Annotated in this window: 19 protein-coding genes; 11 read left to right on the plus strand and 8 right to left on the minus strand. The window is 50.7% G+C overall.

The features are described 5' to 3' along the window. The first annotated feature begins 66 nt into the window (after positions 1-66). Positions 67-1,077: a quinone-dependent dihydroorotate dehydrogenase gene (gene pyrD, locus K0778_RS07955; protein WP_001295352.1), complete on the plus strand. Its 1,011-nt coding sequence runs from the start codon at positions 67-69 to the stop codon at positions 1,075-1,077. Between the two features lie 173 nt (positions 1,078-1,250). After that, positions 1,251-1,793 carry a cell division protein ZapC gene (zapC, locus tag K0778_RS07960; protein WP_001295353.1) on the plus strand — a complete coding sequence of 181 codons (543 nt, stop codon included), beginning with the start codon at positions 1,251-1,253 and terminating at the stop codon, positions 1,791-1,793. On the opposite strand, the gene ycbX is transcribed toward zapC, so the two are convergent. Beyond that, positions 1,790-2,899 carry a 6-N-hydroxylaminopurine resistance protein YcbX gene (gene ycbX, locus K0778_RS07965; RefSeq protein ID WP_001619284.1) on the minus strand — a complete coding sequence of 370 codons (1,110 nt, stop codon included), beginning with the start codon at positions 2,897-2,899 and terminating at the stop codon, positions 1,790-1,792. The genes zapC and ycbX overlap by 4 nt on opposite strands. 243 nt (positions 2,900-3,142) lie before the next feature. On the opposite strand from ycbX, the gene rlmKL reads away from it, so the two are divergent. The 6 genes from rlmKL to rmf all read left to right on the plus strand — a co-directional run bounded on the left by rlmKL (position 3,143) and on the right by rmf (position 11,180). Further along, the gene (gene rlmKL, locus K0778_RS07970; protein ID WP_001086517.1) at positions 3,143-5,251 is read left to right on the plus strand and encodes a bifunctional 23S rRNA (guanine(2069)-N(7))-methyltransferase RlmK/23S rRNA (guanine(2445)-N(2))-methyltransferase RlmL; all 2,109 of its coding nucleotides are present in this window, start codon (positions 3,143-3,145) and stop codon (positions 5,249-5,251) included. 10 nt (positions 5,252-5,261) lie between these two features. Continuing rightward, entirely contained in the window at positions 5,262-7,169 is a 1,908-nt protein-coding gene (locus K0778_RS07975) for an ABC transporter ATP-binding protein (RefSeq protein ID WP_000053089.1), read from the plus strand. Between the two features lie 129 nt (positions 7,170-7,298). Next, positions 7,299-8,552: a membrane integrity-associated transporter subunit PqiA gene (gene pqiA / locus K0778_RS07980; RefSeq protein WP_000333176.1), complete on the plus strand. Its 1,254-nt coding sequence runs from the start codon at positions 7,299-7,301 to the stop codon at positions 8,550-8,552. A gap of 4 nt (positions 8,553-8,556) precedes the next feature. Beyond that, complete coding sequence (pqiB, locus tag K0778_RS07985) at positions 8,557-10,197, plus strand: intermembrane transport protein PqiB (RefSeq protein WP_000445533.1); 1,641 nt, start codon at positions 8,557-8,559, stop codon at positions 10,195-10,197. Continuing rightward, positions 10,194-10,757, plus strand: coding sequence for a membrane integrity-associated transporter subunit PqiC (gene pqiC, locus K0778_RS07990; RefSeq protein ID WP_000759118.1), 564 nt, complete (start codon positions 10,194-10,196; stop codon positions 10,755-10,757). Before pqiB ends, pqiC begins: the two co-directional genes overlap by 4 nt. A gap of 255 nt (positions 10,758-11,012) precedes the next feature. After that, positions 11,013-11,180 (plus strand): ribosome modulation factor, encoded by a 168-nt coding sequence (rmf, locus tag K0778_RS07995; RefSeq protein ID WP_000828648.1) that lies wholly within the window; start codon positions 11,013-11,015, stop codon positions 11,178-11,180. A 69-nt stretch (positions 11,181-11,249) separates the two neighbouring features. On the opposite strand, the gene fabA is transcribed toward rmf, so the two are convergent. Both fabA and K0778_RS08005 read right to left on the minus strand, forming a co-directional pair. Further along, the gene (gene fabA, locus K0778_RS08000) at positions 11,250-11,768 is read right to left on the minus strand and encodes a bifunctional 3-hydroxydecanoyl-ACP dehydratase/trans-2-decenoyl-ACP isomerase (RefSeq protein ID WP_000227927.1); all 519 of its coding nucleotides are present in this window, start codon (positions 11,766-11,768) and stop codon (positions 11,250-11,252) included. A gap of 68 nt (positions 11,769-11,836) precedes the next feature. Next, positions 11,837-13,597: a Lon protease family protein gene (locus K0778_RS08005; RefSeq protein ID WP_000156518.1), complete on the minus strand. Its 1,761-nt coding sequence runs from the start codon at positions 13,595-13,597 to the stop codon at positions 11,837-11,839. Between the two features lie 185 nt (positions 13,598-13,782). Between K0778_RS08005 and matP the strand changes: the two genes are divergently transcribed. After that, positions 13,783-14,235, plus strand: a complete 453-nt coding sequence (gene matP, locus K0778_RS08010) for a macrodomain Ter protein MatP (RefSeq protein ID WP_000877161.1) — start codon at positions 13,783-13,785, stop codon at positions 14,233-14,235. A gap of 75 nt (positions 14,236-14,310) precedes the next feature. Here matP and ompA read toward each other — a convergent pair whose 3' ends face one another. Then, positions 14,311-15,351 carry a porin OmpA gene (gene ompA / locus K0778_RS08015; RefSeq protein WP_000750416.1) on the minus strand — a complete coding sequence of 347 codons (1,041 nt, stop codon included), beginning with the start codon at positions 15,349-15,351 and terminating at the stop codon, positions 14,311-14,313. Between the two features lie 356 nt (positions 15,352-15,707). Further along, on the minus strand, positions 15,708-16,217 hold the full coding sequence (sulA, locus tag K0778_RS08020; protein WP_000288710.1) for an SOS-induced cell division inhibitor SulA: 510 nt from the start codon (positions 16,215-16,217) through the stop codon (positions 15,708-15,710). A 218-nt stretch (positions 16,218-16,435) separates the two neighbouring features. Between sulA and sxy the strand changes: the two genes are divergently transcribed. Continuing rightward, positions 16,436-17,065 carry a CRP-S regulon transcriptional coactivator Sxy gene (gene sxy, locus K0778_RS08025; protein WP_000839153.1) on the plus strand — a complete coding sequence of 210 codons (630 nt, stop codon included), beginning with the start codon at positions 16,436-16,438 and terminating at the stop codon, positions 17,063-17,065. Here sxy and yccS read toward each other — a convergent pair. Further along, a complete protein-coding gene (yccS, locus tag K0778_RS08030; protein ID WP_000875061.1) occupies positions 17,028-19,190 on the minus strand; it encodes a YccS family putative transporter in 2,163 nt (720 codons plus the stop codon). The two genes, sxy and yccS, sit on opposite strands and share 38 nt — an antisense overlap. A gap of 9 nt (positions 19,191-19,199) precedes the next feature. After that, complete coding sequence (locus K0778_RS08035) at positions 19,200-19,646, minus strand: YccF domain-containing protein (RefSeq protein ID WP_001261235.1); 447 nt, start codon at positions 19,644-19,646, stop codon at positions 19,200-19,202. A 122-nt stretch (positions 19,647-19,768) separates the two neighbouring features. Here K0778_RS08035 and helD point away from each other — a divergent pair, with 122 nt between their 5' ends. Next, positions 19,769-21,823, plus strand: a complete 2,055-nt coding sequence (gene helD, locus K0778_RS08040; RefSeq protein WP_001295354.1) for a DNA helicase IV — start codon at positions 19,769-19,771, stop codon at positions 21,821-21,823. A gap of 31 nt (positions 21,824-21,854) precedes the next feature. Here the strand turns inward: helD and mgsA are convergent, their stop codons facing one another. Continuing rightward, positions 21,855-22,313 (minus strand): methylglyoxal synthase, encoded by a 459-nt coding sequence (gene mgsA, locus K0778_RS08045; RefSeq protein WP_000424181.1) that lies wholly within the window; start codon positions 22,311-22,313, stop codon positions 21,855-21,857. Positions 22,314-22,377 lie beyond the last annotated feature (64 nt).

A 22,377-nucleotide genomic window follows, 5' to 3' on the forward strand; every position in this document is an offset into this window, starting at 1 on the left:
TCCCTTTTGGTCCGAACTCGCACATAATACGCCCCCGGTTTGCACACCGGGAATCCAGGAGAGTTCATGTACTACCCCTTCGTTCGTAAAGCCCTTTTCCAGCTCGATCCAGAGCGCGCTCATGAGTTTACTTTTCAGCAATTACGCCGTATTACAGGAACGCCGTTTGAAGCACTGGTGCGGCAGAAAGTGCCTGCGAAACCTGTTAACTGCATGGGCCTGACGTTTAAAAATCCGCTTGGTCTGGCAGCCGGTCTTGATAAAGACGGGGAGTGCATTGACGCGTTAGGCGCGATGGGATTTGGATCGATCGAGATCGGTACCGTCACGCCACGTCCACAGCCAGGTAATGACAAGCCGCGTCTCTTTCGTCTGGTAGATGCCGAAGGTTTGATCAACCGTATGGGCTTTAATAATCTTGGCGTTGATAACCTCGTAGAGAACGTAAAAAAGGCCCATTATGACGGCGTCCTGGGTATTAACATCGGCAAAAATAAAGATACGCCAGTGGAGCAGGGCAAAGATGACTATCTGATTTGTATGGAAAAAATCTATGCCTATGCGGGATATATCGCCATCAATATTTCATCGCCGAATACCCCAGGATTACGCACGCTGCAATATGGTGAAGCGCTGGATGATCTCTTAACCGCGATTAAAAATAAGCAAAATGATTTGCAAGCGATGCACCATAAATATGTGCCGATCGCAGTGAAGATCGCGCCGGATCTTTCTGAAGAAGAATTGATCCAGGTTGCCGATAGTTTAGTTCGCCATAATATTGATGGCGTTATTGCAACCAATACCACACTCGATCGTTCTCTTGTTCAGGGAATGAAAAATTGCGATCAAACCGGTGGCTTAAGTGGTCGTCCGCTTCAGTTAAAAAGCACCGAAATTATTCGCCGCTTGTCACTGGAATTAAACGGTCGCTTACCGATCATCGGTGTTGGCGGCATCGACTCGGTTATCGCTGCGCGTGAAAAGATTGCTGCGGGTGCCTCACTGGTGCAAATTTATTCTGGTTTTATTTTTAAAGGTCCGCCGCTGATTAAAGAAATCGTTACCCATATCTAATTATTTCTTCGAATTCCTCTTTATAAGATAATCAGGGCTTTATTTTCAGCCCTGGTTGTTTTATATTCATCGCTGTTGCTTATTTAGACATTTTGTACTTTTATTGTTGAGGTTATTAAGCGAAGCGACAATGGATTGTGTTGCTGCGGTTTTATAGGGTAGGGGAGAGGCAGATGCGAATTAAACCAGACGATAACTGGCGTTGGTATTACGATGAAGAGCACGATCGAATGATGCTCGATTTAGCCAATGGTATGCTATTTCGCTCACGTTTTGCGCGCAAGATGTTGACTCCAGATGCCTTTTCTCCCGCAGGCTTTTGCGTTGACGACGCCGCGCTCTATTTCTCTTTTGAAGAAAAGTGCCGCGATTTTAATTTATCTAAAGAACAAAAAGCCGAACTGGTGCTGAATGCACTGGTAGCAATTCGCTATCTCAAACCGCAAATGCCGAAAAGCTGGCATTTTGTTTCCCATGGTGAAATGTGGGTGCCCATGCCGGGCGATGCGGCCTGCGTTTGGTTGAGCGATACTCACGAGCAGGTCAATTTGCTGGTCGTTGAATCTGGCGAAAATGCCGCACTATGCCTGCTGGCACAACCCTGCGTTGTTATTGCGGGTCGCGCGATGCAGTTGGGCGACGCCATTAAAATCATGAACGACAGGCTGAAACCGCAGGTTAATGTTGACAGCTTCAGCCTCGAACAGGCTGTCTAACGCGCCAACTTAAGTGCAGTCTTCGGTACACAGCTACAGCAAAGAATGGTGCCATCATCGCCCATTGCTGATTTTTTCAGCGGCGTGACTTCGCCTTCTAAAAGCTGAACACGGCAACTTCCACAAATGCCCGCGCGGCAAGAATAAGGGATACGAATTCCCTGATTTTCTAATTGCTCCAGCAACACCTGTTGGTTATTTCCACGAAATGCCTGTCCCTGCCAGTCAATATCTACATTTGCGTCCGGTTGTTGCGTGATGTTGGCGGTATCATCAGCGGCAGCTGCGCCGTAAATTTTTGCCGGAGCCGTTGCCAGAATTTCCACCTCATCGCCAACGCGAATCACGCCGCTATTACGGGCAATTAAATTCTGACCAAAATCGACATCGCCGTTATCCTGGGCAGTGCGGAAAGATTGCAATGTTTTTAATGGTTCGCCTGCCGGATGTTTTTGCCCTTTTTCTGGGCTGACGGTGGTGAAAATACAGCGGCTACAAGGTTTAACCACATCAAACACCACATCACCAATGCGAATCACTTTCCAGCTATCTTCTTCCCAGGCTGACGCGCCGGAAACCACCAGATTGGGGCGGAATTGCTCCATTTTTACACTGGTCGGACAACGTTGTTGGAGATCACGTAACGAGGCTTCGTTAGCAAGAAGGTAAGGATAGCCATCAGCAAATGACAGGGGTACAGTGTTGTGGCGTTTCACGCGCCGGGTCATTTGTGGCCCCACCCAGCGTAATTGCACTTCGCGGGAGAAAAATCCACTTAGCCATTTGTTGATCGCGTCTGGCGCAATTCGCGCGGTAAAATGTGTGCCCCAAACTTCGGTTGGTGCGTCTTGTGTGGCGAAATCAGCAAAACGAACATATGCGCTACTGCCATCTGGTGCGGTGAGATGCAAGCCATCATGCACAGGTGAAGGAGTAAACCGTACCATCTGGGGAAACTGGCGAGCGGTAATAAACGTACCGTCAGGTTCCGTGATCATAAAGATGCGATCGAAGGCCAGACCACTGACATCAGCCAGAGCATGTGTAAGACCAATGCCGCGCATCGATTTAACAGGATGAATAAAAAGCCGGGTTAATGTCGCCACGGTGCGGTCCTCAAATGAAAATAAGCCCTCAACTTTATGACATGACGCGCTTATTAGCTATAATGCGCAACAATTTTCTTAGCGCCTGTCCCATTAGGCTATTTTATTTGTCAGTTTGGCCCTGGGTTGTGCTCGAAATCCTCACGTACTTGTGTACGCTCCGGTTTCTCCGCGCTGTCCATGTCCAGACTGACTGCAACAATTACGCCTACTGCGGTAGGCTCTTAGAGTAAAAGTGACGATATGAATTCTCTGTTTGCCAGTACGGCCCGTGGGCTGGAAGAGCTGTTAAAAACTGAACTGGAAAACCTGGGGGCCGTTGAATGCCAGGTGGTTCAGGGTGGGGTCCATTTCAAGGGCGACACACGGCTTGTTTACCAGAGCCTGATGTGGAGCCGCCTGGCCTCGCGTATTATGTTGCCGCTGGGCGAGTGTAAGGTTTACAGCGATTTAGACCTCTATCTCGGTGTTCAGGCGATCAACTGGACAGAGATGTTTAATCCTGGCGCGACCTTCGCTGTCCACTTCAGTGGTTTGAATGACACCATCCGCAACAGTCAGTACGGCGCGATGAAAGTGAAAGACGCGATCGTCGATGCTTTCACGCGGAAAAATCTGCCGCGTCCAAATGTTGATCGCGATGCGCCGGATATCCGCGTTAACGTCTGGCTGCATAAAGAAACCGCCAGTATCGCTCTTGATCTGAGTGGTGATGGTTTACATCTGCGTGGCTATCGCGATCGTGCTGGTATTGCGCCGATCAAAGAAACCCTGGCAGCCGCTATTGTGATGCGATCCGGCTGGCAGCCAGGAACACCGCTGCTCGATCCGATGTGTGGTTCCGGTACGTTGCTGATTGAAGCGGCGATGCTGGCGACCGATCGCGCACCAGGCTTGCACCGTGGGCGTTGGGGCTTTAGCGGCTGGGCGCAGCATGATGAAGCTATCTGGCAGGAAGTGAAAGCGGAAGCGCAAACTCGCGCCCGTAAAGGCCTGGCTGAGTATAGCTCTCATTTTTACGGTTCGGACAGCGACGCACGGGTGATTCAACGTGCACGCACTAACGCCCGTCTTGCGGGGATTGGTGAACTGATCACCTTTGAGGTGAAAGATGTCGCGCAACTGACCAATCCGCTGCCGAAAGGGCCGTACGGCACAGTGTTGAGCAACCCGCCATACGGGGAACGTCTGGACAGCGAACCGGCGCTGATTGCGCTGCATAGCCTGCTGGGTCGGATCATGAAAAACCAGTTTGGTGGCTGGAATCTCTCTTTGTTTAGTGCCTCGCCGGATCTGCTAAGCTGCTTGCAGCTGCGTGCAGACAAACAGTACAAGGCGAAAAACGGCCCGCTGGACTGCGTACAGAAAAATTACCACGTTGCCGAAAGCACTCCAGACAGCAAACCGGCGATGGTAGCGGAAGACTACGCCAACCGCCTGCGTAAGAACCTCAAAAAATTCGAGAAGTGGGCTCGCCAGGAAGGAATTGAATGTTACCGCCTGTATGACGCCGATCTACCGGAATATAACGTTGCCGTTGACCGTTATGCCGACTGGGTGGTGGTGCAGGAGTATGCGCCGCCAAAAACTATTGATGCTCACAAAGCGCGTCAGCGTCTGTTCGATATTATCGCTGCAACCATTTCGGTACTGGGGATTGCGCCAAACAAACTGGTGCTGAAAACCCGTGAACGCCAGAAGGGCAAAAATCAGTACCAGAAACTGGGCGAGAAGGGCGAGTTTCTTGAAGTTACCGAATATAACGCTCACTTGTTGGTGAACCTGACGGATTACCTCGATACCGGTCTGTTTCTCGATCACCGTATCGCCCGTCGTATGCTCGGTCAGATGAGCAAAGGCAAAGATTTCCTCAACCTGTTCTCTTATACCGGCAGCGCCACCGTGCATGCGGGATTAGGCGGTGCACGCAGCACCACCACCGTGGATATGTCGCGTACTTATCTGGAGTGGGCAGAACGCAACCTGCGTTTGAATGGCCTGACCGGGCGTGCGCATCGCCTGATTCAGGCCGATTGCCTGGCGTGGCTGCGTGAGGCAAATGAACAGTTCGATCTGATCTTTATCGATCCGCCAACCTTCTCTAACTCAAAACGAATGGAAGATGCGTTTGATGTTCAGCGCGATCATCTGGCGCTGATGAAAGATTTGAAACGTCTGCTGCGTGCAGGTGGGACGATCATGTTCTCGAACAATAAACGTGGCTTCCGTATGGATCTCGACGGCCTGGCAAAACTGGGACTGAAAGCACAAGAAATTACGCAAAAAACGCTCTCCCAGGATTTCGCCCGTAACCGCCAGATCCACAACTGCTGGCTGATTACCGCAGCCTAAAGGAATAGTAATGTCATTAATCAGTATGCATGGCGCATGGCTGTCGTTCAGCGACGCGCCGCTTCTCGATAACGCAGAACTGCATATCGAAGATAACGAACGTGTTTGTCTGGTGGGCCGCAACGGCGCGGGCAAATCGACGTTAATGAAAATCCTCAACCGTGAACAAGGGCTGGATGACGGTCGCATTATTTACGAGCAAGATTTGATTGTAGCTCGTCTGCAACAGGATCCGCCGCGTAACGTTGAGGGTAGCGTTTATGATTTCGTTGCCGAAGGCATTGAAGAACAAGCGGAATATCTGAAACGCTATCACGATATTTCGCGCCTGGTGATGAACGACCCGAGCGAGAAAAATCTCAACGAACTGGCGAAGGTTCAGGAACAGCTGGATCACCACAACCTGTGGCAGCTGGAAAACCGCATCAACGAAGTGCTGGCGCAACTGGGGTTAGATCCTAACGTTGCGCTGTCGTCGCTTTCCGGCGGCTGGTTGCGTAAAGCGGCATTAGGACGCGCGCTGGTGAGTAATCCGCGCGTGCTGTTGCTTGATGAACCGACAAACCACCTGGATATTGAAACCATCGACTGGCTGGAAGGGTTTTTGAAAACTTTCAACGGGACGATTATTTTCATCTCCCACGACCGTTCGTTTATCCGCAATATGGCGACGCGCATTGTTGATCTCGATCGCGGCAAGCTGGTGACCTATCCAGGGAATTACGACCAGTACCTGCTGGAAAAAGAAGAAGCCCTGCGCGTGGAAGAATTACAAAATGCCGAGTTCGATCGCAAACTGGCGCAGGAAGAGGTGTGGATCCGCCAGGGGATCAAAGCACGCCGTACCCGTAATGAAGGCCGCGTACGCGCCCTGAAAGCGATGCGTCGCGAGCGTGGTGAACGTCGCGAAGTGATGGGTACCGCAAAGATGCAGGTGGAAGAGGCCAGCCGCTCCGGTAAGATCGTTTTCGAAATGGAAGACGTTTGCTACCAGGTTGACGGTAAGCAACTGGTGAAAGATTTTTCGGCCCAGGTTCTACGTGGCGACAAAATTGCCCTGATTGGTCCGAATGGGTGCGGCAAAACCACGCTGCTGAAACTGATGCTCGGTCAGCTTCAAGCGGACAGCGGGCGTATTCACGTTGGCACCAAACTGGAAGTGGCTTATTTCGATCAGCACCGCGCGGAACTGGATCCCGATAAAACGGTGATGGATAACCTTGCCGAAGGTAAGCAAGAGGTGATGGTTAACGGCAAGCCACGCCACGTATTGGGCTATTTGCAGGACTTTCTGTTCCATCCGAAACGGGCGATGACGCCGGTACGTGCGCTTTCTGGCGGTGAGCGGAACCGCTTGCTGCTGGCGCGTTTGTTCCTCAAACCAAGCAACTTATTGATTCTTGACGAACCGACCAACGATCTTGATGTCGAAACGCTGGAACTGCTGGAAGAACTGATCGACAGCTATCAGGGCACGGTATTGCTGGTTAGCCACGATCGTCAGTTTGTCGATAACACCGTTACAGAATGTTGGATCTTCGAAGGCGGCGGTAAAATTGGTCGTTATGTCGGCGGTTATCATGATGCCCGTGGTCAGCAAGAGCAGTATGTGGCGCTCAAACAGCCTGCGGTGAAAAAAACCGAAGAAGCCGCCGCGGCAAAAGCAGAAACTGTAAAACGCAGCAGTAGCAAACTAAGCTATAAATTGCAGCGCGAACTGGAGCAGCTACCGCAATTGCTCGAAGATCTGGAGGCGAAGCTGGAAGCCCTACAGACGCAGGTGGCGGATGCTTCCTTCTTCAGTCAGCCACATGAGCAGACACAAAAAGTGCTCGCCGATATGGCTGCTGCAGAGCAGGAGCTGGAGCAAGCCTTTGAACGCTGGGAGTATCTTGAAGCGTTAAAAAATGGTGGCTGATCGCAAAATAGTCGATTTAAACAGAGACAGCTGACAACGGTAAAATTGCCTGATGAACTGGGTTTATCAGGCATGAAAACCAACACTTTGTTAGTCATCTGTAAAATAGCGCATCATTAAGGAGTACCAATGTGCGAACATCATCATGCCGCGAAGCACATCCTGTGCTCGCAGTGTGACATGCTGGTGGCGTTACCGCGCCTTGAGCATGGTCAGAAAGCGGCATGTCCCCGGTGTGGCACAACGTTAACCGTGGCGTGGGATGCCCCTCGGCAGCGTCCCACCGCCTATGCGTTGGCTGCACTGTTCATGCTGTTGCTGTCCAACTTGTTTCCTTTTGTGAATATGAACGTTGCAGGAGTTACCAGTGAAATTACATTACTGGAAATTCCCGGCGTGCTTTTTTCTGAGGACTACGCCAGCCTCGGCACCTTTTTCCTGTTGTTTGTGCAACTGGTTCCCGCGTTTTGTCTGATAACCATTCTGTTACTGGTGAATCGCGCGGAATTACCGGTCCGTTTAAAAGAGCAACTGGCACGGGTGCTTTTTCAACTCAAAACCTGGGGAATGGCGGAGATTTTCCTCGCTGGTGTGCTGGTCAGTTTCGTTAAACTGATGGCTTACGGCAGCATTGGGGTAGGCAGCAGCTTTCTCCCCTGGTGTTTATTTTGTGTCCTGCAACTGCGCGCTTTTCAGTGCGTTGATCGTCGCTGGTTATGGGACGACATCGCCCCGATGCCAGAACTGCGCCAGCCGCTAAAACCAGGCGTCACGGGGATACGTCAGGGGCTGCGTTCGTGCTCCTGTTGTACGGCAATCCTTCCTGCTGATGAACCCGTGTGCCCGCGTTGTAGTACCAAAGGGTACGTTCGGCGTAGAAACAGCCTGCAGTGGACACTCGCGCTGCTTGTAACGTCCATCATGCTGTATCTTCCGGCTAATATTTTGCCCATCATGGTGACGGATTTATTAGGCTCGAAGATGCCGTCGACGATTCTCGCTGGGGTCATTCTGTTATGGAGCGAAGGCTCTTATCCCGTCGCTGCGGTGATCTTTCTGGCCAGTATTATGGTGCCAACGTTAAAGATGATCGCCATCGCGTGGCTGTGTTGGGATGCCAAAGGGCATGGCAAGCGCGACAGTGAAAGAATGCATTTGATTTATGAAGTTGTTGAGTTTGTAGGCCGCTGGTCGATGATTGACGTTTTCGTTATCGCGGTGCTCTCGGCGCTGGTGCGTATGGGAGGTTTAATGAGTATTTATCCGGCAATGGGTGCATTAATGTTTGCTTTAGTCGTCATAATGACAATGTTTTCTGCTATGACGTTTGACCCGCGTTTGTCGTGGGATCGTCAACCTGAATCAGAGCATGAGGAGTCCTGACAGTATGGAATCTAATAATGGGGAAGCCAAAATCCAGAAAGTGAAGAACTGGTCTCCCGTGTGGATATTTCCTATCGTCACGGCGCTCATTGGGGCCTGGGTTCTTTTTTATCATTACAGCCATCAGGGACCGGAAGTGACCCTGATCACCGCGAATGCGGAAGGAATTGAAGGTGGCAAAACCACCATTAAAAGCCGTAGCGTTGACGTCGGCGTGGTTGAAAGCGCCACACTGGCTGATGATTTGACGCACGTTGAAATCAAAGCGCGGCTGAATTCCGGTATGGAAAAATTGCTGCATAAAGACACCGTCTTTTGGGTGGTGAAACCGCAGATTGGTCGCGAAGGGATTAGCGGCCTGGGAACGCTGCTGTCTGGAGTTTATATCGAACTGCAGCCAGGCGCGAAAGGCAGCAAAATGGATAAATACGATTTGCTGGACTCGCCACCGTTGGCCCCGCCTGATGCGAAAGGTATCCGTGTGATTCTCGATAGCAAAAAAGCCGGGCAGCTCTCGCCAGGAGATCCGGTGCTGTTCCGTGGCTATCGGGTAGGTTCGGTTGAAACCAGCACCTTCGATACACAAAAACGCAATATCAGCTATCAACTGTTCATCAATGCACCTTATGACCGACTGGTGACCAACAATGTTCGCTTCTGGAAAGATAGTGGCATTGCGGTTGATCTGACGTCAGCAGGGATGCGTGTGGAGATGGGCTCATTGACAACGCTGCTGAGTGGCGGTGTCAGCTTTGATGTGCCGGAAGGTCTGGATTTAGGGCAGCCAGTGGCACCGAAAACAGCTTTCGTTTTGTATGATGATCAGAAGAGCATTCAGGATTCGTTGTACACCGATCACATTGATTATCTGATGTTCTTTAAAGATTCGGTACGCGGTCTGCAACCGGGAGCTCCGGTAGAGTTCCGGGGTATTCGCCTGGGTACCGTAAGCAAAGTGCCATTCTTTGCGCCGAATATGCGTCAGACATTTAACGATGATTACCGTATTCCGGTACTGATTCGTATCGAGCCAGAGCGGCTGAAAATGCAGCTTGGCGAAAATGCGGATGTTGTTGAGCACCTTGGCGAATTGTTGAAACGTGGTTTACGCGGATCGCTGAAAACCGGAAACCTGGTCACTGGTGCACTGTATGTTGATCTCGATTTCTATCCAAATACGCCTGCAATAACCGGTATTCGTGAATTTAATGGTTATCAGATTATCCCGACCGTTAGCGGCGGCCTGGCGCAAATCCAGCAACGACTGATGGAAGCGTTGGATAAGATCAACAAACTGCCATTGAATCCGATGATTGAACAGGCAACCAGTACGCTTTCTGAAAGTCAGCGCACAATGAAAAACCTGCAAACGACGCTGGATAGCATGAACAAGATCCTCGCTAGCCAGTCGATGCAGCAGTTGCCGACGGATATGCAGTCAACGTTGCGTGAATTGAATCGCAGCATGCAGGGCTTCCAGCCTGGCTCCGCAGCCTACAACAAGATGGTGGCGGATATGCAGCGCCTTGATCAGGTGTTGCGAGAACTGCAACCGGTGCTGAAAACGCTCAATGAGAAGAGTAACGCGCTGGTATTTGAAGCGAAGGACAAAAAAGATCCAGAGCCGAAGAGGGCGAAACAATGAAAAAGTGGCTAGTGACGATTGCAGCACTGTGGCTGGCCGGATGCAGCTCCGGCGAAATTAATAAAAACTATTACCAGTTACCTGTGGTGCAGAGCGGTACACAAAGTACCGCCAGCCAGGGCAATCGTCTGTTATGGGTAGAGCAGGTCACTGTTCCTGACTATCTGGCGGGGAATGGTGTGGTTTATCAAACCAGTGATGTGAAGTATGTGATTGCCAACAACAACTTGTGGGCCAGCCCGTTGGATCAACAGTTGCGCAACACCCTGGTTGCCAACCTGAGTACGCAACTGCCCGGCTGGGTGGTTGCCTCCCAGCCTCTGGGAAGCGCCCAGGACACGCTCAATGTTACCGTAACGGAGTTTAACGGTCGCTATGATGGCAAGGTCATTGTCAGTGGTGAGTGGCTGTTGAACCACCAGGGACAACTGATCAAACGTCCGTTCCGTCTGGAAGGATTGCAAACTCAGGATGGTTACGATGAGATGGTTAAAGTGCTGGCCGGTGTCTGGAGTCAGGAAGCCGCTTCTATTGCACAAGAGATAAAGCGTCTACCTTAATTATAAAGATTTGTAAATATAACCGTCTCCGGTATGTTGCCTGAGGCGGTTTTTTTGTCTCTAACGTGCGGAAAAATTTGTTCCTCTTCACATTTTTTGTACAACCGACATGCCCGTGTAGCTCACAAATATGACAGTGGCGTGAATTTTGCGCATTGACGGCAGTTATGATTCGCGGTATTGCTTAACTGTGATTGCATATTTAGTAATCACTGTTTTCTTTTCCACCAGAAACCAGTATGAGGGAAACGAGGCATGAAGAGACAAAAACGAGATCGCCTGGAACGGGCACATCAACGTGGTTATCAGGCCGGCATCGCCGGACGCTCAAAAGAAATGTGTCCCTATCAGACGCTGAATCAAAGGTCACAATGGCTGGGAGGCTGGCGAGAAGCCATGGCGGACAGGGTAGTAATGGCCTGATTCTGTCTCTTTAAAAAGAAACCTCCGCATTGCGGAGGTTTCGCCTTTTGATACTCTGTCTGATTATAATCAGAAGGCAGACGTATCCTGGAACAGACCGACTTTCAGGTCGCTGGCGGTATAGATCAGACGACCATCAACCAGCACTTCGCCATCCGCCAGGCCCATAATCAGACGACGGTTAACAATGCGTTTAAAGTGAATACGGTAGGTCACTTTTTTCGCTGTCGGCAGTACCTGACCAGTGAATTTCACTTCGCCAACGCCCAGCGCGCGGCCTTTACCTTCGCCGCCCAGCCAGCCGAGGTAGAACCCTACCAGCTGCCACATTGCGTCCAGGCCCAGGCATCCCGGCATAACCGGATCGCCAATAAAGTGGCATCCGAAGAACCACAGATCCGGATTGATATCCAGTTCTGCTTCAACATACCCTTTGTCGAAGTTACCACCCGTTTCGGTCATTTTGACCACACGGTCCATCATCAGCATGTTCGGTGCTGGCAATTGCGGGCCTTTAGCGCCAAACAGTTCACCGCGACCAGAGGCAAGAAGGTCTTCTTTTGTATAGGATTCGCGTTTATCTACCATGTTCTCTGTAAGCCTTATTTTATTGAAGCACGCAGGATAGCTAACACGTGTACGCTGAACAAGTCCGATCAGTTCGGAATAAACCAGTTCAGCCAACGTAATGGCCATGGAAAACGGTGACGTCCTTCCTGTTGCGATGCTTGCGCGATACGTTCCTGGATGGTTTGCATCAGCGTCGTTTGGCCTTCGCCATCCCACACCAGATTTAATAATAACGGCAGTGCGTCAGTCACATCGTCTACTGCCCAGATGGTGAATTTGCCTTCTTCTACCGCTTTCACCAGTTCACTGTGAAGACTTAAATGGCGAACGTTAGCTGTGGGGATAATGACACCTTGTTTCCCGGTTAACTCACGTTGCTGGCAAATAGCAAAGAAGCCTTCGATTTTCTCATTTAAACCACCGACCGGCTGGGCGCGACCGAACTGATCGACTGAACCTGTGATAGCGATACTCTGATTCACCGGCACATCGGCGAGGGCGCTTATCAGGGCGCAGAGTTCAGCCATCGAGGCACTATCTCCATCAACTTCACTGTATGACTGCTCAAATGTCAGCGATGCTGAGAAGGGGATCTGTTGCTCAAGCTGTAGTTCCGACATCAGGAACGCTTGCATGATCATCATCCCTTTCGCATGGATATTGCCGCCAAGCTCCGCTTTGCGTTCGATGTCGGTGAATTCACCATCGCCAATATGCACAACGCAGCTAATGCGAGAAGGTTCGCCAAAAGCGCGTGGATGACCCGGAAATTCAATGACCGAAAGGGCGTTAATTTGCCCGATGCGTTCGCCTTCGGTTTCAATCAGGATTTGCTCCTGAAGGATCTCATCCTGCATACGTTCAGCGAGGAAACCTTCGCGCCATTCACGCTGCTGCAGCATTAAGTTTAGCTGCTCGCCGGAGAAGGTGTCGCCATCACACAGGGAGGCGACCTCTTTACACTGGCGGAGGATCCACTGCGGGCTAAGCGGAAGTGTTTCTTGTTCACCGGTGTAGCGTGCTGCTTCGCGGATAAGTATCGGCCAGGCATCCGCTCCCGGTGCAGGTAAGTGATTATGTCTGGCGGTAAATGTCACCCAGCGACACCACTGGGTTACTGACTCCGCATCGACAATCTGCAGAGTATCTTCAAATTCGCTATAAATAGCCTGCTCTGAAAGCTCTGGCTCCATCTCCTGGAAATCAGCCAATGATTCGCGTTCGCCTACCAGAATGACTTTCAGCTTCAATGGCATCGAAGGCACAGAGACGGGGAGAGGGCGCGACTCATCAAACGCAACCCAGTCAAAACGCTCGCGGTTAACGATATTTTTCAGCCGCATCCACAGCAGAGGTTGCGCCAGCAGTGTACGCAAAGAGATGATGAGAATACCGCCATTTGCCTGATGCACCAGACCAGGCTGCAGGGTAATGTCGCCATTAAACTGGCGCAGGCAGCCAAAGAGTTGCTCCGCTTCTACCCAGTCGGCAGCGACAACTTGCGTTAAAGTCGCAAAATTATCATCTGCACTCACTGCGTGACGTAAGCGGATGGAGTGGCCGGAAACCTCATAGTGACCGCCCACCAGTTGGCCTGCATCGCTTTGTAGCGTACGCGCGGCATTGGCAATAAGATTCAGATACTCAGACTCTTCCGGGGCCTTCGCCAGCATAAAAGAGGAGGATGCTCGCGTATGCAGCAACTGCTCCAGCGCAAATTGCAGCCGCGGTTGAGTATCACTGAATAAAGGATCGTTTTCGTCAATCAAATGTGGCTGAGCAAATATTTCCTGATAGCTATCGGTATCAGGAACCAGGTCACGCCATGCAAGTTTCGTAATGGTCAAAGTTGATGTTTTTTAGTCTGTTGTCAAAGCCGCGATTATACCGTAACCGGCACTACAGCACACGTAGAAAGCACCGACAATACTCCTGGCATGGGCGTTAAAGCTCACAGGATGGAGATTCTTTTCTTCACTGGCCTAAAAAGCTGATATTCTGTAAAGAGTTACACGGTAACATTGAGATCGCTATGAAATATCAACAACTTGAAAATCTTGAAAGCGGTTGGAAATGGAAGTATCTGGTTAAGAAGCATCGCGAAGGGGAGTTAATCACCCGTTACATAGAAGCCAGTGCCGCCCAGGAAGCCGTCGATGTGTTGCTCTCGCTGGAAAATGAACCCGTGCTGGTAAATGGCTGGATTGACAAGCATATGAATCCGGAACTGGTCAATCGCATGAAGCAAACCATTCGGGCAAGACGAAAGCGCCATTTTAATGCGGAACACCAGCATACGCGCAAAAAATCGATCGATCTGGAATTTATTGTCTGGCAACGTCTGGCTGGTCTTGCGCAGCGTCGCGGTAAAACGCTTTCTGAAACGATTGTTCAGCTGATTGAAGATGCGGAAAACAAAGAGAAATACGCGAATAAAATGTCTTCTCTGAAGCAGGATCTGCAGGCATTGCTGGGTAAGGAATAACTGACGAAAGTCAGTTCAATTTACTAAAGGCAAAAAAAACCCCGCAGCAGCGGGGTTTTTCTACCAGACGAGAACTTAAGCCTGCGGCTGAGTTACAACGTCTTTGATACCTTTAACTTCGATCTCTACGCGACGATCCGGAGCCAGGCAGTCGATCAGTGCAGCACGCTGTTTCACGTTGTCACAGGTGTTGCCAGTAACCGGGTTGGATTCGCCCATACCACGTGCGGAGATCTTGTCTGCCGGGATACCTTTGGAGATCAGGTAATCAACAACAGACTGAGCACGGCGCTCGGACAGACCCTGGTTGTAAGCGTCAGAACCGATGCGGTCGGTGTAACCCAGAACAACTACGGAACCGTCTTTCGGATCCAGGTTGCTCAGCTGGCTGTACAGCTGATCCAGAGCAGCCTGACCTTCCGGTTTCAGGGTTGCTTTGTTGAAGTTGAACAGAACGTCAGACTTCAGAGTGAAGTGCTTGGTCTGTACTTCCGGTGCCGGAGCTGGAGCCGGAGCAACTACTGGAGCTGCTTCGCCCTGACCGAAACGGTAGGAAACACCCAGGCTCAGCATGCCGTTGTCCGGACGAGTGCCGATGGTGTGTGCGTCACCGATGTTGTTGGTCCACTGGTATTCCAGACGGGTAGCGATTTCAGGAGTGATCGCGTACTCAACACCGCCAGCGAAGACCGGAGAAACGCCGGTGTCGTGGTTTTTACCATAAACGTTGGATTTAGTGTCTGCACGCCATACCATGCCACCCAGACGAGTGTAGATGTCCAGGTCGTCAGTGATTGGGTAACCCAGTTTAGCGGTCAGTTGAACGCCCTGAGCTTTGTATGCACCGTTTTCAACGCTGCCTTTGTACGGCATACGACCTAACCAGTCGTAACCCATTTCAAAGCCAACATACGGGTTAACCTGGTAACCACCAAAAGCACCAGCGCCCAGTTGGTTTTCATGGGTCGGGCCATTGTTGTTGATGAAACCAGTGTCATGGTACTGGGACCAGCCCAGTTTAGCACCAGTGTACCAGGTGTTATCTTTCGGAGCGGCCTGCGCTACGGTAGCGAAACCAGCCAGTGCCACTGCAATCGCGATAGCTGTCTTTTTCATTTTTTGCGCCTCGTTATCATCCAAAATACGCCATGAATATCTCCAACGAGATAACACGGTTAAATCCTTCACCGGGGGATCTGCTCAATATTAACTCTACCGATATCTTCGGCTTATGCCGAGCACCCCTGGCGATGTAAAGTCTACAACGTAGTTGAAAACTTACAAGTGTGAACTCCGTCAGGCATATGAAAAAAAAGTCTTGTATAAGGTATGTTTAATCTTTTTTGTCAGCGACAATTTACAGAAGAGAATCGCGGAAACCGCTTCAGACAAGCCTCCGCAAGGAAAATTAGTCACGACTGAAAGCATTGGCTGGGCGACAAAAAAAGTTCCAGGATTAATCCTAAATTTACTTAATGATACAAATTAGAGTGAATTTTTAGCCCGGAAAGTTGTCTCGTGGCGTGAGAGGATGCGCTTACCGGACGCATAATAAACCCCATAGCGTTACCTTCATTTGCCGCATCAACAAGTTCAGCATGCTCTTCTTCAGTCAAATCATCTGCCAACCAACCGATCACCACACTGTAATTGCCCGTGCGTAAAGCGCGAACCATTGACTCCACAGTGTGGCAAGGGGAGAGCTGGCTAATCTGCATTACTTTCGTTAAGGGTAGCCCAGATGCCTGAACCCATTCCCGACTCAGTTTTTGTTGCGGTGTTAACCAGAGTTGCCAGCGCGATTGCTGACCGAGTTGCTGTAACAATGGCAACAGTAGAAGTTGCGTCATCATGGGCTGATCTTCGCGATAGACAACTTCACTGATAAGCCCGGCTGTAGTGTTTTCCGTAGAGACACGCGCAATTTTACTTGCTGCGGATGAGAACGACGAAGAACGATGTGCATAGCCTGAAGTGTACATAATCAATCCAGCCCCTGTGAGTTACTGTATGGATGTACAGTACATCCAGTGACAACAAAGATCAACCCTATTTTCGGAAAGAGCCTCGCAAATTTTGTCGTTGGTGACGGGAAAACATAAATTAATCTTGCCCCTTAAGAATAAGTTGCCTATTTTCGTAGTTAACGGATCCGTTAATGTGAATCATTCTTTTATGTTATGATTTTAAAAGGAATTTTATGAAAAGCCTCTCCTATAAGCGGATCTATAAATCACAAGAATACCTGGCAACGTTGGGCACAATTGAATACCGATCATTGTTTGGCAGTTACAGCCTGACCGTTGACGACACGGTGTTTGCGATGGTTTCTGATGGTGAGTTGTATCTTCGGGCTTGTGAGCAAAGTGCACAGTACTGTGTAAAACATCCGCCTGTCTGGCTGACATATAAAAAGTGTGGCCGATCCGTTACCCTCAATTACTATCGGGTTGATGAAAGTCTATGGCGAAATCAACTGAAGCTGGTGCGTCTGTCGAAATATTCTCTCGATGCAGCGCTGAAAGAGAAAAGCACGCGCAATACCCGGGAAAGACTGAAAGATTTGCCCAATATGTCTTTTCATCTGGAAGCGATTCTCGGGGAGGTGGGGATTAAGGATGTACGGGCGTTACGTATACTTGGGGCAAAAATGTGTTGGTTGCGACTGCGGCAGCAAAACAGTCTGGTGACAGAAAAGATTCTGTTTATGCTTGAAGGTGCCATTATCGGCATTCATGAAGCTGCGCTCCCGGTGGCACGCCGCCAGGAGCTTGCAGAATGGGCTGACTCTCTTACGCCGAAACAGGAGTTTCCTGCGGAACTTGAGTAATCTGGCGTTGCAGACGACCAATCTCAGGCAGTAATGCAATCAATAATCCAACTTGTTGTACGACCAGAGGTTCTTTGCTGTCTGCCCGTGGTTCAAGTTGCTGCATCCGCTGTTTCAGGCTAGCTAATGCCTCATTGACGCGTTCTTCATCAGCAGGTTGATGATGTAACGCGTCATCAACATAGCAAACTGCGTCATCAAGAAACGCCAGAATTTCAGGATTAGTTAACTGCTCCCGGTGAGCACCGAGGGCTGAGATATAGCTGGTAAACGTATGGTTAAGGCACAGCAACCGAAACGCGGCTTCGCGAATTTGCGGGGTAACGTTCGGCTCGCTGGACATATTTGATACCACCGACGCCAGCTCAGCATCACGGTTGTGTGCATCGCGGCGGGCAATACGATACGCCAGACGGTTATCACGCCCCTGATGGTATTGCTCCAGTATGGCATCGAGATACCGACAGTTGGCCTCTGTGGCGCGTTCGAGCATGCGCGGCAGATTGCGAAACTGCCAGTCAGGCCAGATGTAGCTCACTGCCGCCCACGCAATGGCACAACCAATCAGCGTATCGATTACGCGAGGTAACGCTACTTCAAAACCTTCACCCAGTAAGTTAAAACACAGTAGCACCAAAAGTGTGATGAACATCGTTGCATGAGCGTATTGCACGTTACGGAAGGCAAAAAAGAGCACGCCGGTAATAACCAGCAGCACCAGCTGCCCTTCCAGTGATGGCACAAACCACAGCACAGGAATGCCAATGGCGATACCTACCAGCGTACCAATAATCCTTAACTTCAGGCGGTGGCGCGTGGCGTTATAGTTTGGCTGGCAGACAAACAAACTTGTCAGCAAGATCCAATACCCGTGATGCATTCCGGTTATCTGAATGATGGCGTAGCCGAAGCACAACACCAGCGACATTCTTACCGCATGACGGAAGAGGGCGGATTCCGGCGTGAAGTGACGGCTAAGACGCAGCCAGATATCACTCAACCCGTGCGGGCTGTCATCAGCGAGCTCATTTTCGTCATTATTATGGGGTAGTGCCTGGGCCTGTTCTGATTCAATTGTTGCCAGTTGGGCATCAATGGCGCGTAAATTGTTCAGCAAAAATCCCAGTGTTTTGAGTAAATCGGCGGGTGCGCCGTTATCGCGCATCCGCTCCAGCGCAGCATCAATATGCGTAAAAGCGCGCTCAAAATGCGGATCATGTTGATAAGGCTGACGCAACAAAATACAGCGTGACAGTTGCTGGCACGCCTGGCCCTGCATCGACATCAGCCGCTGAAAACGGAACAGCACGTCGCTGTGGCGAAAATGTTCACGCAATGTTTGATACTGAATATGAGAAGAGCTGGCACGCTCGTGAATATCCTGTGCGACAAAGTAATAATGCAGCGTGCGACGCGTTCCCCGTTGACCACGATCGCCACGTAAGCGGGTCAGCAGCGAGAGTTTCGTCTGATTCAATGTCGCCATCAGCAGACCGTTGGCGAGAGCCAAATCGTACAGCGGTGCCTGGCTTTGATCTTCAATATCAGGATCAAACATGCGCGACTTGAGCTCAAGATAACGCGCCAGTTGTTCATAGCAACGCGCCAGGTTGTCCTGCAGCGGGCGGACCGGGAACAGCAGATGACCAATAAGTGTCAGGACGTTGTACCAGACGGCACCGGCCAGCAGATACATCGGCTGCTGATACCAGTGCTCATACAGTGATGTTCCCAACATAGTGTAAATGGCGATCAGCAATGCACCGAAGGCAATTGTTGCATAGCGTTGACCCAGACCGCCGAGCAAAATGAAGCCGCTGGTAGAGAGCGTTAAGCCAATCGCAAATAGCCAGGGCCAGGGAAACAGCAATTCTACTGAGGCCGAGGCGATAAAAAAGCAGAACAGCGTAATGATGAGGTTACGCAAACGTCCCGCCAGTCGGTCATCGAGATCGGTCAGCGCCGCTGCCACCATCCCCAGCGTTAGCGGAATCGTCAGTTTTACATCACCCAGCCACCACGGAAACGCTGTGGTTCCACAAAGCGCAATAAAAATACGCGCGTAATACAGCCAGGCGCTGTTCCAGGTATAGCGTTTGAGCAAAGGACTTAGCATAAAGGCCATATTAGTGGATTATTCAAAACGACGACGTGCATTGGCTTCACGCGCAGCTTGCGCTGTTTCTACCGATACCACGCGACGACCAACCGGCCATAGTGCAATAGCGGCAATTTTAAAGTTCGCAATGCCGACAGGAATGCCAATGATTGAAATACATTGTGCGATGCCCGTTGCAATGTGCATCAGGCATAACCACCAGCCAAAGAAAATCAGCCAGAAAATATTCAATACCGTACCGCCAGTATTCAGCAGCACATTTTTGCCAGCCGGGTTCAGTTCATCGACATGAATAGCTTCATTGCCATAAGGCACCAGAGACAGTTTAGTGATCTCCCAGCAGGATCGTGTCAGCGGTAAGGTAAAAATCAGCACAATACTGACCAGAGTCGCCAACAGCCAGCCCAGAGTGGTGGCAAATCCGCCAAGCACAAAGTTCAGAATGTTCAAAACGGTACGCATAAAACCTCGCTTTACTGTGGTTTTCAGTAATGGGCGGCAATTGTAACGTTTTTTTGGGCTGGAGCACGTTTTCTCTGACGGTTACACTGATAAGAAATAATTTCGTGTGGATCTACAGAGTCATGGAACTGAAAGCGACAACGCTTGGAAAACGTCTGGCACAGCACCCTTACGATCGGGCGGTGATCCTCAATGCCGGGATTAAAGTCTCCGGCGATCGCCACGAATACCTTATTCCTTTCAATCAATTACTGGCGATTCACTGTAAGCGCGGTCTGGTATGGGGCGAGCTGGAATTTGTACTGCCGGACGAAAAAGTGGTGCGTCTGCACGGCACCGAATGGGGCGAGACGCAGCGTTTTTACCATCATCTTGATGCTCACTGGCGGCGGTGGAGTGGCGAGATGAGCGAAATTGCGTCTGGTGTTTTACGCCAGCAACTGGATTTGATTGCCACGCGCACTGGGGAAAATAAATGGCTGACGCGTGAGCAAACCTCTGGCGTGCAGCAACAAATCCGCCAGGCTTTGTCGGCGTTGCCGTTGCCGGTTAACCGACTGGAAGAATTCGATAACTGCCGTGAGGCGTGGCGTAAATGTCAGGCCTGGTTGAAAGATATTGAAAGCGCTCGGTTGCAGCATAACCAGGCGTATACCGAAGCCATGCTTACCGAGTATGCGGATTTTTTCCGCCAGGTCGAGTCTTCACCGCTGAATCCGGCGCAGGCCCGGGCAGTCGTTAATGGCGAGCATTCTCTGTTAGTGCTGGCAGGTGCAGGAAGCGGAAAAACGTCGGTGCTGGTGGCCCGTGCAGGCTGGTTGCTGGCGCGTGGTGAAGCGTCCCCTGAGCAAATTTTATTGCTGGCGTTTGGTCGCAAAGCCGCTGAAGAGATGGACGAGCGGATTCGCGAACGGCTACATACCGAAGACATTACCGCACGCACGTTTCATGCGCTGGCGCTGCATATTATTCAGCAGGGCAGCAAAAAAGTTCCGATAGTCAGCAAACTGGAAAATGATACCGCTGCCCGTCATGAACTCTTTATTGCTGAGTGGCGCAAGCAATGCAGCGAAAAGAAAGCGCAGGCGAAGGGCTGGCGGCAATGGCTGACGGAAGAAATGCAGTGGTCAGTGCCAGAAGGTAACTTCTGGGATGATGAAAAATTACAGCGTCGCCTTGCCTCTCGCCTCGATCGCTGGGTAAGTCTGATGCGGATGCACGGTGGTGCACAGGCAGAAATGATTGCCAGTGCACCCGAAGAGATTCGCGATCTGTTCAGTAAACGTATCAAGTTGATGGCCCCGTTATTAAAAGCCTGGAAAGGTGCGCTGAAGGCAGAAAACGCTGTCGATTTTTCGGGCCTTATTCATCAGGCGATTGTGATTCTGGAGAAAGGTCGCTTTATCAGCCCGTGGAAGCATATTCTGGTTGATGAATTTCAGGATATCTCGCCGCAGCGGGCAGCGTTGTTAGCGGCATTACGCAAGCAAAACAGTCAGACGACGTTGTTCGCTGTTGGTGATGACTGGCAGGCGATTTACCGATTCAGCGGTGCGCAAATGTCGCTCACCACCGCTTTCCATGAAAACTTTGGTGAAGGCGAACGCTGTGATTTAGACACGACTTACCGTTTTAACAGTCGTATCGGTGAGGTGGCAAACCGGTTTATTCAGCAGAACCCAGGCCAGCTGAAAAAGCCGCTAAACAGCTTAACCAATGGAGACAAAAAAGCCGTCACGTTATTGGATGAGAGTCAACTTGACGCTTTGCTGGATAAGCTCTCTGGTTATGCCAAACCGGAAGAGCGCATTCTGATCCTGGCGCGTTACCATCACATGAGGCCTGCCAGCCTGGAAAAAGCGGCAACACGCTGGCCGAAGTTGCAAATCGACTTTATGACCATTCATGCCAGCAAAGGGCAACAGGCGGATTACGTCATCATCGTTGGCTTGCAGGAGGGAAGTGATGGTTTTCCGGCTGCGGCGCGGGAGTCGATTATGGAAGAGGCGCTACTGCCACCGGTTGAGGATTTCCCGGACGCTGAAGAACGGCGGTTAATGTACGTGGCGCTGACCCGGGCACGCCATCGGGTATGGGCACTGTTTAACAAAGAGAATCCCTCTCCCTTTGTGGAAATACTGAAAAATCTGGATGTGCCGGTGGCGAGAAAACCGTAAGAAACAGGTGGCGTTTGCCACCTGTGCAATATTACTTCAGACGGTCCGCGAGATAACGCTGATAATCGGGGATCAGAATATCGACCGCGTCGTTGAAATGCGGCGACTGGATTATGAAGTCTGCCGTTGCCACGTTGGTGGCGACCGGAATGTTCCATACCGTCGCCAGACGCAGCAAGGCTTTCACGTCAGGATCGTGCGGCACGGCATTTAGTGGATCCCAGAAGAAAATCAATACATCAATTTTCCCTTCTGAGATCAATGCGCCAACCTGCTGGTCACCCCCCATTGGGCCACTCAACATCGCGTTGACGTTCATGCCGGTCGCGCGGGAAATTAAGTTACCGGTAGTGCCTGTTGCATACAGTACGTGTTGTTCCAGTAACGGTTGATGCCGTTCCACCCAGCTCATCAGCATTTGTTTGCAGTGATCGTGTGCCACCAGCGCAATATGTTTCCGCGCAGGTAAAGTGCGAGTCGTCAGTTCCATAATGTACATCCGTAGTTAACTTTCCTACAGATTACTGTAAGCACTTATCGCTGCAAGATAAAGA

The sequence above is a fragment of the Escherichia sp. XD33 genome (assembly GCF_019375075.1).
Classification (GTDB): domain Bacteria; phylum Pseudomonadota; class Gammaproteobacteria; order Enterobacterales; family Enterobacteriaceae; genus Enterobacter; species Enterobacter flexneri_A.

What these genes read in the sequence shown, in the direction of transcription:
- rlmKL (WP_001086517.1), top strand. Translation starts at nt 3,143, where the DNA reads ATGAATTCTCTGTTTGCCAGTACGGCCCGTGGGCTGGAAGAGCTGTTA.
- ompA (WP_000750416.1), bottom strand. Translation starts at nt 15,351, where the DNA reads ATGAAAAAGACAGCTATCGCGATTGCAGTGGCACTGGCTGGTTTCGCT.
- K0778_RS07975 (WP_000053089.1), top strand. Translation starts at nt 5,262, where the DNA reads ATGTCATTAATCAGTATGCATGGCGCATGGCTGTCGTTCAGCGACGCG.
- yccS (WP_000875061.1), bottom strand. Translation starts at nt 19,190, where the DNA reads ATGGCCTTTATGCTAAGTCCTTTGCTCAAACGCTATACCTGGAACAGC.
- pyrD (WP_001295352.1), top strand. Translation starts at nt 67, where the DNA reads ATGTACTACCCCTTCGTTCGTAAAGCCCTTTTCCAGCTCGATCCAGAG.
- K0778_RS08035 (WP_001261235.1), bottom strand. Translation starts at nt 19,646, where the DNA reads ATGCGTACCGTTTTGAACATTCTGAACTTTGTGCTTGGCGGATTTGCC.
- pqiA (WP_000333176.1), top strand. Translation starts at nt 7,299, where the DNA reads ATGTGCGAACATCATCATGCCGCGAAGCACATCCTGTGCTCGCAGTGT.
- mgsA (WP_000424181.1), bottom strand. Translation starts at nt 22,313, where the DNA reads ATGGAACTGACGACTCGCACTTTACCTGCGCGGAAACATATTGCGCTG.
- helD (WP_001295354.1), top strand. Translation starts at nt 19,769, where the DNA reads ATGGAACTGAAAGCGACAACGCTTGGAAAACGTCTGGCACAGCACCCT.
- rmf (WP_000828648.1), top strand. Translation starts at nt 11,013, where the DNA reads ATGAAGAGACAAAAACGAGATCGCCTGGAACGGGCACATCAACGTGGT.
- fabA (WP_000227927.1), bottom strand. Translation starts at nt 11,768, where the DNA reads ATGGTAGATAAACGCGAATCCTATACAAAAGAAGACCTTCTTGCCTCT.
- pqiB (WP_000445533.1), top strand. Translation starts at nt 8,557, where the DNA reads ATGGAATCTAATAATGGGGAAGCCAAAATCCAGAAAGTGAAGAACTGG.
- matP (WP_000877161.1), top strand. Translation starts at nt 13,783, where the DNA reads ATGAAATATCAACAACTTGAAAATCTTGAAAGCGGTTGGAAATGGAAG.
- sulA (WP_000288710.1), bottom strand. Translation starts at nt 16,217, where the DNA reads ATGTACACTTCAGGCTATGCACATCGTTCTTCGTCGTTCTCATCCGCA.
- zapC (WP_001295353.1), top strand. Translation starts at nt 1,251, where the DNA reads ATGCGAATTAAACCAGACGATAACTGGCGTTGGTATTACGATGAAGAG.
- sxy (WP_000839153.1), top strand. Translation starts at nt 16,436, where the DNA reads ATGAAAAGCCTCTCCTATAAGCGGATCTATAAATCACAAGAATACCTG.
- pqiC (WP_000759118.1), top strand. Translation starts at nt 10,194, where the DNA reads ATGAAAAAGTGGCTAGTGACGATTGCAGCACTGTGGCTGGCCGGATGC.